The sequence below is a fragment of the Pseudomonas sp. GM17 genome, assembly GCF_000282175.2.
In the GTDB taxonomy this organism is placed as follows: Bacteria; Pseudomonadota; Gammaproteobacteria; order Pseudomonadales; family Pseudomonadaceae; genus Aquipseudomonas; species Aquipseudomonas chlororaphis.
This window is the reverse complement of sequence record NZ_CP124732.1, coordinates 2487749-2499891: the sequence shown is the minus strand read 5'-3', so window position 1 is coordinate 2499891 and position 12143 is coordinate 2487749. Positions and strand designations below refer to the sequence as shown.

Here is a 12143-nt window from a genome sequence, read left to right as displayed (position 1 = left end):
CAGTGCTGTATCCTGCCCAGGCTTTTTAAAAGCGCGGATCTACCCAGCGATTTAAAAAACAGACCTTGCGAGGAGCAACGAACATGCACGAGATTCCTAATCTCCCCTTCCCAAGCCTGCACGAAACTGAGCAGACAACCCCGCAACAAGCCGGTGCCCAACAGCCCGAGCCGAAAGAAGCCGCTCCCGGTCACAAGGCCGACAGCGAAGACTGACCGCAACACCCAGACAGTGTGGAAAGCGCTCTTTGATGCGCTTTCCACACCGCCTGAAATCCGCTTTCGAGAACCGCCTCCATGACCGACGCCTTCAGCGAAACCCAAGCCAGCGTTTTGATCGGCACCGCCGAAAAGATGATCGAGATCTGGAACCGCCTGACGCCGGAAAAACAGGCCGCCCTGCTGGCGCGCTTCGGTACCCAGGAAAACGCCCTGGCCGCCCTGGTCACCACGCAATTGCTGGCCCCTGTAAAAGCCTGAGCCTGCCGCGCGCAAAAAAGTGCGGATGGGCATCGATTTCTCCACCTGAATCGTTTCAACCCTCGGTATCATAAGCAGCCTATCTATCTCTGCCGCGTCCGTGGACCTTTCCCATGCCAGATACCCAGCGCCCCTTGGCGGTCACGCTGCAAGTCGTCTCCATCGTCCTTTTCACCTTTATCGGCTACCTGAACATCGGCATCCCCCTGGCCGTGCTGCCGGGCTACGTGCACAGCGAACTGGGCTTTGGCGCGGTGATCGCCGGGCTGGTGATCAGCGTGCAATACCTGGCCACCCTGCTCAGCCGCCCCTATGCCGGGAAGATCATCGACAACCTGGGCAGCAAGCGCGCGGTGATGTACGGCCTGGCCGGCTGCGGCCTGAGCGGGGTGTTCATGCTGTTGTCGGCATGGCTGCACAGCTTGCCGGTGCTGAGCCTGGCCAGCCTGCTGGTCGGGCGCCTGGTGCTGGGCAGCGCCGAGAGCCTGGTGGGCTCGGGCTCCATCGGCTGGGGCATCGGCCGCGTCGGCGCGCAGAACACCGCCAAGGTGATTTCCTGGAACGGCATCGCCAGCTATGGCGCGCTGGCCGTCGGCGCGCCGCTGGGGGTGTTGCTGGTGGATCGCCTGGGGCTGTGGAGCATGGGCGTGAGCATCATCCTCCTGGCGCTCCTCGGCCTGGCGCTGGCCTGGCCGAAACTGGCGGCGCCGATCGTCGCCGGCGAGCGCCTGCCATTTATCCATGTCCTGGGCCGGGTATTCCCCCACGGCTGCGGCCTGGCCCTGGGCTCGATCGGCTTTGGCACCATCGCCACCTTTATCACCCTGTATTACGCCACCCAGAACTGGTCCAACGCGGTGCTGTGCCTGAGCCTGTTCGGCGCCAGCTTTATCGGCGCGCGCCTGCTGTTCGGCAACCTGATCAACCGCCTCGGCGGCTTTCGCGTGGCAATCGCCTGCCTGTCGGTGGAAACCCTGGGCCTGTTGCTGTTGTGGCTGACGCCGGATGCCCATTGGGCGCTGGCCGGCGCGGCGTTGAGCGGCTTCGGCTTCTCCCTGGTATTCCCGGCGCTGGGGGTGGAAGCGGTCAACCTGGTTCCCGCCTCCAGCCGTGGCGCGGCGGTGGGTGCCTATTCGCTGTTCATCGACCTGTCGCTGGGAATCACCGGACCGCTGGCCGGGGCGATCGCCGCCGGTTTCGGTTTTGCCTCGATCTTCCTGTTCGCCGCCCTCGCCGCCTGCAGCGGTTTGCTGCTGAGCCTCTACCTGTACCGCCAGGCGCCGAAGTATCGCGAGGAGCGCGGCGAGCGTTAGTAGTCGACCTTGCCGCGGCCGGCCTTGATGTTGCCGCGCTTGCTCTTGGACTCCAGGCGCCGGGTCTTCGAGCCCAGGGTCGGCTTGGTCGGCCGGCGCTTCTTCTCCACCTTGATGGCACCGAGGATCAGCTCCACCAGACGCTCCAGGGCATCGGCGCGGTTCTGTTCCTGGGTCCGGTATTGCTGGGCCTTGATGACGATCACCCCGTCGCTGGTAATGCGACTGTCGCGCAGCGCCAGCAACCGCTCCTTGTAGAACGGCGGCAGCGACGAGGCCGGAATGTCGAAGCGCAGGTGCACCGCGCTGGAGACCTTGTTGACGTTCTGCCCACCCGCGCCTTGCGCGCGAATGGCGGTCAACTCGATCTCGGCATCCGGCAGATGCACGTTGTTGGAAATCACCAGCATGGAAAAGGCATCCGCTTTCAGGGCGTTCAGGATACCGCGTCTGCGGATTTGCAGCGCCCACAAAAAACCCGGCCAAAGCCGGGTTTTCCGTTACCGCGCGAGCCTCACTTCAGCGAAGCGTTGGCCGCCTGCAGGCTGTGCTGCGCGCTGCGCTTGTTCTTGATGCCGTAGCAGACCCACATGAAAGCGACCCAGACCGGAATCGCGTACACCGAGATCTGGATGCCCGGGATCATCAGCATGATGCCGAGGATGAACACCACGAACGCCAGGCAGACGTAGTTGCCGTAGGGGTACCACAGCGCCTTGAACAGCGGCGATTGTTTCGTGCGGTTCATGTGCTGACGGAACTTGAAGTGCGAGTAGCTGATCATCGCCCAGTTGATCACCAGGGTCGCGACCACCAGCGACATCAGCAGCTCCAGGGCGTGCTGTGGGATCAGGTAGTTGAGCACCACGGCAACGAAGGTCACCACCGCCGAGGCCAGGATCGACATCACCGGCACGCCGCGCTTGTCGATCTTCGCCAGGACTTTCGGCGCGTCGCCCTGCTCGGCCATGCCCAGCAGCATGCGACTGTTGCAGTAGGTGCCGCTGTTGTACACCGACAAGGCCGCGGTCAGGACCACGAAGTTGAGGATGTGCGCCGCGGTATCGCTGCCCAGCATCGAGAACACCTGGACGAACGGGCTGCCGCTGTAGGCATCGCCGGAGGCATTCAGGGTCTCCAGCAGGCTGTTCCATGGGGTCAGGGACAACAGCACGACCAGGGCACCAATGTAGAAAATCAGGATGCGGTAGATCACCTGGTTGATGGCCTTGGGAATCACGGTCTTCGGCTTGTCGGCCTCGGCCGCGGTAAACCCGAGCATCTCCAGGCCGCCGAAGGAGAACATGATGATCGCCATGGCCATCACCAGGCCGCTGACGCCATTGGGGAAGAACCCGCCGTGCTCCCACAGGTTGCTCACCGAAGCCTGCGGGCCGCCGTGACCGCTGACCAGCAGGTAGCTGCCCAGTGCGATCATGCCGACGATGGCCACCACCTTGATGATCGCGAACCAGAACTCGGCTTCACCGAAGACTTTGACGTTGGCCAGGTTGATCAGGTTGATCAGCACGAAGAACGCCGCGGCCGAGGCCCAGGTCGGCACGTCCGGCCACCAGTAGTGCACGTACTTGCCGACCGCGGTCAGCTCCGACATACCCACCAGGATGTACAGAATCCAGCAGTTCCAGCCCGACAGGAAACCGGCGAAACCGCCCCAGTACTTGTGCGCGAAATGGCTGAAGGAACCGGCCACCGGTTCTTCGACGATCATCTCGCCGAGCTGGCGCATGATCATGAAAGCGATGAAGCCGCAGATGGCGTAGCCGAGGATCATCGACGGCCCGGCCGACTTGAGCACGCCGGCGGAGCCCAGGAACAATCCGGTACCGATCGCGCCGCCCAGGGCGATCAGTTGAATATGGCGATTTTTCAGGCCGCGCTTCAGCTCGCCTGAATGCGAGTTTTGTCCACTCATGAAAAGGGTCTCACGCAAGGTTTGATGATGTTCGATAGACGTTGCAGCCGACAGCAGGCTTAAGCAGCGCGGATCAAACCCCAGCGCAGGCACCAGGAGTTCAGCGTTTGTTTAACGGTCATGCGTCACCTGTTTGTTTTTATCTGTGACGAAATCGAACCCACCACGCTTGTGACGCGGCGGAGTGAACAAGGCGGATAGCCTTGAGATTATTGGCCTTGGGAGCGTGTCTCGAGCATTCGAGCCAGGGCTCGTCACGCGTCGAAACCAGTCGTTGGGGCGCAAAATGCGCGGATACGCAGTTGGGTCACAGTTAAAACGCCGCGCATTGTACACCCCTGACTCCCTGCCGCCAGACGCGGCTTATCAGCGCGTCGGGTGCCGGAATCGCACGGGGCCAGCTCGATGCTCGGCATCGGCGGCAAGGTTCGGGACAGACCTGTCGGGGTCGTCGACGAAGGTACGACAGCAATCGCCCTTCGGAGGGAATCGGTTGAGGTGAGCCACGGCGTTCATTGCGCCTCCTTCTTGTTATGCACCTGCACACAGGCATGGGCTGCATCACACCTGCCTTGAGGCCGCGGAACAAGCAGCTTGGAGCCCGGCGGCGGGCTGTATCGAGGCAACAACGGAAGGTTTTTCTTACAGCGCCGAGCAAGGGTCGATTCGATGAATCGATATCGGGTTTTTCGTAAGCATTTCTTTACAAGGCGGAACGTATTTTTTCCACTTCAGATCAGCGACATCGGCGACTGCAAATTGACGGCCAGCGTTTTTTTATCTGTCTGCTCGCTCAGCTTTTTGTTTTTTCTTGATAATTTTCCAGCACAAAAACAGAACAAAAAGTTCAATAAAAATAATTCAATTATTTTTTTGCATTTCAAAAAACCCTGGACTAGGTTTCCAGCCACTTGCCGGACCACACCCCCGGCAAGCCGAGCGGCCACGTTGAGCAGTTGGGGCTTTCAAGCACTCCCCGTAGAACGCCCGAGCCGTCTCACCGACTGCTTATCCGAAACTGCTTTTATCCGAAAAAGTCATCTAGGAGATTCACGATGCAAGCACTGGAAAAAGACTTGGACACTGAACTGCAACTGGACGATTGGTTTGAAGCAGCGACCCACGAGGCCGCGGTGGAAATGATGCAGGCCGACGCGGTAGTACCGTTCGGCACGGCGATGTGGCCTTTGTAAAAAGGGCCTTCAGGCAGGAGCGGCCCGGCGGTCGCCCCTGCCTCCATCCGCTGTCTGTCAGGGAGGATCCATGGACAACACCGCTGCCATCCGGCATTTCCTTTACTACCTCGAACACCACCCGGCCCTGGCCGAGCGCCAGAGCGCCAGGGTCCTGATCGGCCACACCGCCGAATATGCCGCCACCAGCGCCGCCATCATCGAGCAGGCCGGTGAGCCCTTCAGTTTCACAGCCCTGCGCCTCGACCTCGAACCCACCTCGGCGCTGGCCCAGGCCATCGCCGACTGCGATCTGTATATCTTCTTCTACGACTCCTCCACCCTCTCGCCGCCCCGCCCGCAAGGCCCGGAGTTCATCCAGGCGCTGCAGGGCGTGATGGCCGAGAACTGGAAGAAGTCGCTGCTGTTCAAGGACTACGGCGACTACTTCTACGACACCTTCAGCGTCGAGCCGCAACGCATCGCCGAGCTCAACGCGACCCTGATCCAGCATATGTCCGAGGCCACCACCCTGAGCTTTCGCGACGACCACGGCTCGTACTTCGAAGCGCCGCTGGACAGCATCAAGAAGTGGACCAACATCAACGGCGTGGGCAACTATGACCTGGCGCCCGGAGAAATCGCCAGCCACAGCGAGGCCATCAATGGCCGGGTGAAATTCGTCGGCACCTTCCTCGGCACCATCCCCTTCGCGCGCAAGTACGGCGTGCTGCAATCGCCGCTGGAACTGTGGATCGAGAACTCCACCATCAGCCGCATCGCCACCGACGTGCCGGGGCTGGCGGAGGACTTCAACAAATACCTGGATGCCAACCCATCCAACCGGCGCATCGAGGAACTGGGCATCGGCACCAACGAAGGAGTGAAAGACCTCTACGCGCGCAACTCGGGTTTCGAGGAGCGCCATTGCGGCCTGCACCTGGGGCTGGGCGGTGGCGCCAAGGGCAGCCATCACCTGGACCTGATCTTTGCCAGCGGGGTGCTGGCGCTGGACGACAAGCCGGTGTTCGATGGCAGGTTCGTGTTCTGAGCTGGTAGCCGCTGGCGCAGCCTGCGATCGGCTGCGTAGCAGTCGCAAGATGCCGGAACGCGAATAGCCCGCCAGACCTCTGTTGACGGCTTTTACGGCCGCTACGTCGGAATGCCGTCCAGCCCGATCGCAGGCTTCGCCAGCGGCTACATAGAGGCAAAAAAAACGCCAACCCTGAGGTTGGCGTTTTTTCTGGTCGCTTACAGCTTGCAGCTCAAGGCTGCCTCACTCGGGCTTGCGGCGACCGAACCCCGGGCGCTGGCCGGAACCGGCCGGGGCGCCACGGCGCTTGCCCGACGGTGCGTCCTTGTCGACCAGGACGATGCCCGGACGCTTGGACTTCGGCGCTGGCTTGGCCGGGCGCTTGGTGTCGCTCGGACGATCCGCCACTGGCGTACCACGACCCGATTCACCCCGACCGGCAGCCGGACGCGGCGCCCGTGGAGCGCGCTCGCCATCCTGGCGTGGCGCGGGCTTGCGGCCTGGACGCTCGCCTTCGATCTGCGGCTCGCGCGACGGGCGCGGGGCACCGGCAGCAGGCGCGCCATGGGCCGGACGCAGAGTCCGCACGCGCTCGCTCTTGCCCACCGGGCGCGAGGATTTGCGCTGCATGCGTTCCAGCTTGTCCTTGCTCTTGGCGTTGAGCTGCGGCATCGCCACCGGCGTCAGGCCAACCTCGGCGCTGAGGACGTCCACTTCGTACTGGCTCATTTCGCGCCAGCGGCCCATCGGCAGGTCGGAGTTGAGAAACACCGGACCGAAACGCACGCGCTTCAGGCGACTGACCACCAGGCCCTGGGATTCCCACAGGCGACGTACTTCACGGTTGCGGCCTTCCATCACCACGCAGTGGTACCAGTGGTTGAAACCTTCACCACCGGGCGCCTGCTGGATGTCGGTGAACTTGGCCGGGCCGTCTTCGAGCATCACGCCGGCTTTCAGGCGCTCGATCATCTCGTCGTCGACTTCGCCACGCACACGTACCGCGTACTCACGGTCCATTTCATAGGACGGGTGCATCAGGCGGTTGGCCAGCTCACCGTCGGTGGTGAACATCAGCAGGCCGGTGGTGTTGATGTCGAGGCGACCGATATTGATCCAGCGGCCTTCTCGCGGACGCGGCAGCTTGTCGAACACGGTCGGACGGCCTTCCGGGTCGTCACGGGTGCAGATCTCGCCGTCGGGCTTGTTGTACATGATCACGCGGCGGACCGATTCGGACGCCTCTTCGCGCTTGATCACCTTGCCATCGATGGAGATGGCGTCATGCAGGTCGACGCGCAGGCCAAGGGTGGCCTCTTTGCCATTGACCTTGATCCGGCCCTGGCTGATCCAGGACTCCACGTCACGGCGCGAGCCGACGCCGATACGGGCGAGGACTTTCTGCAGCTTTTCGCCTGCTGGGCCGATTTCCTGTTGGTCTTGCTGATCTTCACTCATCTGGGCACCTCCCGGTGTGTCGATTCAGGCTTGAGCGGCCTGAACGGTAATAAAAACAGGTCTTGTGGCGAAGGGATCGCCAAAGGGTCGCGAATCATACGCTCATGGCGTCGGTTGCGCATCAGAGACTAGCCGATAAGTGGTGGCCTACCGATTTTTCCGCTGGCCGGTGGCAGCCCGACAGTGGGCGCCTGGCCTGTAGGAGCGAGCGGGCGGCGATCCGGATTGCCCGCGATAAAGGCTGATGCGGTGTGCCAGGCATATTCTGGCGTTGCCGATCGCGGGCAAGCCTCGCTCCTACAGAGGCCTAGAGGCCTGGCTCAATCGTCTTCCTGCAGGCGTCTTTCGTTCTCGATGGCCTCGGCCAGCGCCAGGGCTTCGGCCTCTTCGTCGCTCAGTTCCGGAGCCGGCGGTTCCAGAGCCGCCACGGCGGCCAGCAGCTTGGCGCGGGCTTCGGCGACGCCGAGCACATCGTCATCGACTTCCTGTTCGTCGTCGGCGTCCGCTTCGAGTTCGGTATCGTGCTCGACTTGTACTTCGGCTTCGGCTTCGGCTTCGGCTTCGGCTTCGGCACGAGTGTGCGCTTCGGCCCTGATCTCGGCGTCCACCTCGGCGCCGGCAATAACATCGTCCCCGGACGACTCGACCGCGCCATCGCGATGCAGATCGTCGAAGTCGGTCTTGATCCCCTCCTCCATCGAGTCCAGCTCCAGCAGCAAGGTGTGGAAACTGGTCTCTTCCTTCGGCTCTTCCGGTTCGGTGCTGGCGTCGGCCAGGGCTTGCAGGCTGGCGGGCACCGGTACGTCGTCGAAGTCGAGGACCGGCTCGGTCTCGATCTCGCGCAGCTCGGCCAGCGGCGGCAGGTCGTCGAGGTTCTTCAGGTTGAAGTGATCGAGAAATGCCTTGGTGGTGGCGAACATCGCCGGCTTGCCCGGCACATCACGGTAGCCGACCACCCGAATCCACTCGCGCTCCAGCAAGGTCTTGACGATCTGGCTGTTGACCGCCACGCCCCGCACATCCTCGATCTCACCACGGGTGATCGGCTGGCGGTAGGCGATCAGCGCCAGGGTTTCCAGCATCGCCCGGGAGTAACGCTGGGGCCGTTCTTCCCACAGCCGGCCGACCCAGGGCGCGAACTTTTCCCGCACCTGCAGGCGATAACCGGAGGCCACTTCCTTGAGTTCGAAGGCCCGCCCCTCGCAGGACTTGCCCAGAATGGTCAGGGCCTTCTTGAAGACCGCGGGGTCCGGCCGCTCGCCTTCCTCGAAAAGCTCGAACAGGCGCTCCATGGATTGCGGTTTTCCCGAGGCCAACAGAAAGGCTTCAAGCAGTGGCGCCAGCTCGCGGGGTTCATTCAGATTCATTGTTTCAGCTCGTTATTCGGCTCGCGCCCGCACATGGATAGCCGTGAAGGGCTCATTCTGTACCAGCTCGACCAGGGATTCCTTGACCAGCTCGAGGATCGCCATGAAGGTCACCACCACCCCCAGGCGTCCTTCTTCCGCGGTGAACAGCTCGACAAAGGGCACAAAACCACCGCCCTTGAGCCGCTCCAGCACCTCGCTCATGCGCTCGCGGGTGGACAGCGCCTCGCGACTGACCTGATGGCTTTCAAACATGTCGCCACGGCGCAACACCTCGGCCATGGACATCAGCACCTCTTCCAGGGCGACATCCGGCAACAACTTGCGCGCCCGGGCTTCCGGGGCGTCGAGCTTGGGCACTATGACGTCGCGGCCGACCCGGCTCAGGCCGTCGATGCCTTCGGCGGCGGCCTTGAAGCGCTCATACTCCTGCAGGCGACGGATCAGTTCGGCGCGCGGGTCTTCCTCTTCCTCTTCCACCTCGGCCGAGCGCGGCAACAACATGCGCGACTTGATCTCGGCGAGCATGGCCGCCATCACCAGGTATTCGGCGGCCAGCTCCAGGCGCACCGACTGCATCAACTCGACATAGCCCATGTACTGGCGGGTTATTTCCGCCACCGGGATGTCGAGGATGTCGATGTTCTGTTTGCGGATCAGATACAGCAGCAGGTCGAGCGGGCCTTCGAAGGCTTCGAGAAAGACTTCCAGGGCGTCCGGCGGGATGTACAGGTCCAGCGGCATTTCCATGACCGCCTGGCCATAGACCATCGCAAAGGGCAGCTCCTGCTGCGCTCCGGCCTGGTCGTCGACGTGTTCCACTGCGGACATTCAGGCCTCGACCATGAAGGGAGCCGGGTCGCCGCAGCCGATACGGATCACTTCCGGCTCGCCATCGGCCAGGTTGATCACGGTGGAGGCCATGATGCCGCCAAAACCGCCATCGATGATCAGGTCGACCTGATGCTCGAGCAGTTGGCGCATTTCATAAGGGTCGTTCATCGGCTCGGTTTCGCCGGGCATGATCAGGCTGACACTCATCAGCGGCTCGCCGAGTTCGGCCAGCAGCGCCAGGGCGATCGGATGGCTCGGCACCCGCAGGCCGATGGTGCGTTTCTTCGGGTGCAGCAACAGCCGCGGCACTTCGCGGGTGGCGTTGAGGATGAAGGTATAAGGCCCAGGCAGATGCGCCTTGAGCAGGCGAAAGGTGCCGGTATCGATCTTGGCGAACAGGCCCAACTGCGACAGGTCGCTGCAGATCAGCGCGAAGTTGTGTTTGTCATCCAGTTGCCGCAGGCGCCGCACGCGCTCGACCGCACTCTTGTCGCCGATCTGGCAGCCAATGGCGTAGGACGAGTCGGTCGGGTAAATCACCACGCCCCCTGAGCGGATGATTTCGACAGCCTGTTTGATCAGGCGCGGTTGCGGGTTTTCCGGATGAATCTGGAAAAATTGACTCACATTCTCTACCTGTTCAGACGGCGGCAATAATTGGGTCATGTTTGAACCGACACCAGAGCGGCGGCAGATCCTCCGGAACCGGGCGATACTCGCCTATCTCGGACCAGCCTCCAGGGCCATGAAAATCACTGCCGGCGCTCACCAGCAGACCGAACTCCCGAGCAAGGATGGCCAGGCTGCCCACCTGCTCGGCGGGTTGATGGCCATTGACCACCTCGATCGCGTGGCCACCTGCTTGAATATAGTCGGCAATCAGGCGGCGACGTTTGCTGCGGGTGAAATCGTAATGCCAGGGATGCGCCAGGCTGACCCAGGCCCCCGCCGCGCGCAACGTCTCGACGGTTTCCTCGAGGGTCGGCCAGTGCTGCTTGACGTCGCCCAGCTTGCCGGCCCCCAGCCATTTGCGAAAAGCTTCGGCGCGGTCCTTCACGAAACCGGCGCGCACCAGGTAATCGGCGAAGTGCGGCCGGGCCGGCGCATTGCCGCTGTCGCCCAGTTCCTGCTGGATCGCCCGGGCCCCTTCGAGGGCGCCCGGCATGCCTTTGAGCGCCAGCTTGCGGCTTATTTCTTCGGACCGCAGCCAGCGACCGTCGTGCAATTTGCCGATGGCTTCGACCAATGACGGCGCATTGACGTCGAAGCCGTAGCCCAGCACATGAATGGTCGCCCCACCCCAGGTACAGGACAATTCGACGCCATTGACCAGTTGCATGCCCAGTTCATGGGCCGCCAGGCGCGCCTCGTCGAGGCCTTCCAGGGTGTCATGATCGGTCAGGGCCAGGACTCGCACGCCTTTCTCGAACGCACGCGCAACCAGAGCCGCGGGCGCCAGGGCGCCATCGGAGGCCGTGCTGTGGCAGTGCAAATCAACATTCACGGGACTGTTCAACCTCAAGTCAGCTGGCGCTTTCGCTACCATGGATGTTTGTTATTATGCCGCCACATCCTGCTTCTGGCTGCCACTGTGAAACAATTCATCGACTTCATCCCGCTGTTCCTGTTTTTCATCGTCTACAAAATCGATCCCCGAGTCGTCGACATTGCCGGTCAACAACTGACCGTAGGCGGTATCTACAGCGCCACGGCGGTGTTGATCGTCAGTTCCCTGGTGGTCTACGGCGCGCTGTTCATCTCCCAGCGCAAGCTGGAGAAAAGCCAGTGGCTGACCCTGGTCGCCTGCCTAGTGTTCGGTAGCCTGACCCTGGCCTTCCACAGCGAGACCTTCCTCAAGTGGAAGGCACCGGTGGTCAACTGGCTGTTCGCCCTGGCCTTTATCGGCAGCCATTTCATCGGCGACCGCCTGCTGATCAAGCGCATCATGGGCCACGCGCTGAGCCTGCCGGATCCGGTCTGGACCCGCCTGAACATCGCCTGGATCGCCTTCTTCCTGTTCTGCGGCGCCGCCAACCTGTTTGTCGCCTTCACCTTCCAGAGCATCTGGGTCGACTTCAAGGTCTTCGGCAGCCTGGGCATGACCGTGCTGTTCCTGGTCGGCCAGGGCATCTACCTGTCGCGCCATCTTCACGACACCGAACCCACCACGTCGAAAACCGAGGACTGACATGCTTTACGCAATCATTGCTACAGACGTCGCCAACTCCCTGGAAAACCGCCTGGCCGCGCGCCCGGCGCATCTGGAGCGGTTGCAGCAGCTCAAGGCCGAAGGTCGCGTGGTACTGGCCGGGCCACACCCTGCCGTCGACAGCAATGATCCTGGCGCCGCGGGTTTCACCGGCAGCCTGATCGTCGCCGAATTCGACTCGCTGAGCGCCGCCCAGGCCTGGGCCGACGCCGACCCTTACGTCGCCGCCGGTGTCTATGCCAGCGTCGTGGTCAAGCCGTTCAAGCAAGTCCTGCCGTAAATCCTCTCCCTCGCGGTGAACCTTATCGGTTCATCGCGCTCTCAATCGCTCATTATTCTCGT

14 protein-coding genes are annotated in these 12143 nt (G+C 62.4%); 7 read left to right on the top strand and 7 right to left on the bottom strand.

Annotated features, from left to right (window positions below):
- The first annotated feature begins 83 nt into the window (after nt 1-83).
- From PMI20_RS11230 to PMI20_RS11220, 3 genes are all read left to right on the top strand, one after another.
- Entirely contained in the window at nt 84-215 is a 132-nt protein-coding gene (locus PMI20_RS11230; protein WP_007930094.1) for a hypothetical protein, read from the top strand.
- Nucleotides 216-296: 81 nt separating this feature from the next.
- Entirely contained in the window at nt 297-479 is a 183-nt protein-coding gene (locus tag PMI20_RS11225; RefSeq protein WP_007930093.1) for a hypothetical protein, read from the top strand.
- Nucleotides 480-592: 113 nt separating this feature from the next.
- Entirely contained in the window at nt 593-1792 is a 1200-nt protein-coding gene (locus tag PMI20_RS11220; RefSeq protein WP_007930092.1) for an MFS transporter, read from the top strand.
- Here the strand turns inward: PMI20_RS11220 and arfB are convergent.
- The gene (gene arfB, locus PMI20_RS11215; RefSeq protein ID WP_007930091.1) at nt 1789-2202 is read right to left on the bottom strand and encodes an alternative ribosome rescue aminoacyl-tRNA hydrolase ArfB; all 414 of its coding nucleotides are present in this window, start codon (nt 2200-2202) and stop codon (nt 1789-1791) included. The genes PMI20_RS11220 and arfB overlap by 4 nt on opposite strands.
- Before the next feature lie 104 nt (nt 2203-2306).
- Complete coding sequence (locus tag PMI20_RS11210) at nt 2307-3728, bottom strand: amino acid permease (protein WP_007930090.1); 1422 nt, start codon at nt 3726-3728, stop codon at nt 2307-2309.
- A 1055-nt stretch (nt 3729-4783) separates the two neighbouring features.
- Here PMI20_RS11210 and PMI20_RS11205 point away from each other — a divergent pair.
- Both PMI20_RS11205 and PMI20_RS11200 read left to right on the top strand, forming a co-directional pair.
- Entirely contained in the window at nt 4784-4921 is a 138-nt protein-coding gene (locus PMI20_RS11205) for a hypothetical protein (protein ID WP_007930088.1), read from the top strand.
- Between the two features lie 70 nt (nt 4922-4991).
- Entirely contained in the window at nt 4992-5951 is a 960-nt protein-coding gene (locus PMI20_RS11200; protein WP_007930086.1) for a CgnE/CgnB domain-containing protein, read from the top strand.
- Nucleotides 5952-6176: 225 nt separating this feature from the next.
- Here the strand turns inward: PMI20_RS11200 and rluB are convergent, their stop codons facing one another.
- The 5 genes from rluB to PMI20_RS11175 all read right to left on the bottom strand — a co-directional run bounded on the left by rluB (nt 6177) and on the right by PMI20_RS11175 (nt 11096).
- Nucleotides 6177-7391 (bottom strand): 23S rRNA pseudouridine(2605) synthase RluB, encoded by a 1215-nt coding sequence (gene rluB, locus PMI20_RS11195; protein WP_007930085.1) that lies wholly within the window; start codon nt 7389-7391, stop codon nt 6177-6179.
- 320 nt (nt 7392-7711) lie between these two features.
- Nucleotides 7712-8758: an SMC-Scp complex subunit ScpB gene (scpB, locus tag PMI20_RS11190; protein WP_007930084.1), complete on the bottom strand. Its 1047-nt coding sequence runs from the start codon at nt 8756-8758 to the stop codon at nt 7712-7714.
- A gap of 12 nt (nt 8759-8770) precedes the next feature.
- Nucleotides 8771-9589, bottom strand: coding sequence for a segregation and condensation protein A (locus PMI20_RS11185; RefSeq protein ID WP_007930082.1), 819 nt, complete (start codon nt 9587-9589; stop codon nt 8771-8773).
- Nucleotides 9590-10219, bottom strand: a complete 630-nt coding sequence (locus PMI20_RS11180; protein WP_009042694.1) for an L-threonylcarbamoyladenylate synthase — start codon at nt 10217-10219, stop codon at nt 9590-9592.
- 13 nt (nt 10220-10232) lie between these two features.
- Nucleotides 10233-11096, bottom strand: coding sequence for a PHP domain-containing protein (locus PMI20_RS11175; protein WP_007930079.1), 864 nt, complete (start codon nt 11094-11096; stop codon nt 10233-10235).
- 87 nt (nt 11097-11183) lie between these two features.
- Between PMI20_RS11175 and PMI20_RS11170 the strand changes: the two genes are divergently transcribed.
- Both PMI20_RS11170 and PMI20_RS11165 read left to right on the top strand, forming a co-directional pair.
- Nucleotides 11184-11780 carry a septation protein A gene (locus PMI20_RS11170; RefSeq protein ID WP_007930078.1) on the top strand — a complete coding sequence of 199 codons (597 nt, stop codon included), beginning with the start codon at nt 11184-11186 and terminating at the stop codon, nt 11778-11780.
- Between the two features lies 1 nt (nt 11781).
- On the top strand, nt 11782-12081 hold the full coding sequence (locus PMI20_RS11165) for a YciI family protein (RefSeq protein WP_007930077.1): 300 nt from the start codon (nt 11782-11784) through the stop codon (nt 12079-12081).
- Nucleotides 12082-12143: the final 62 nt, after the last annotated feature.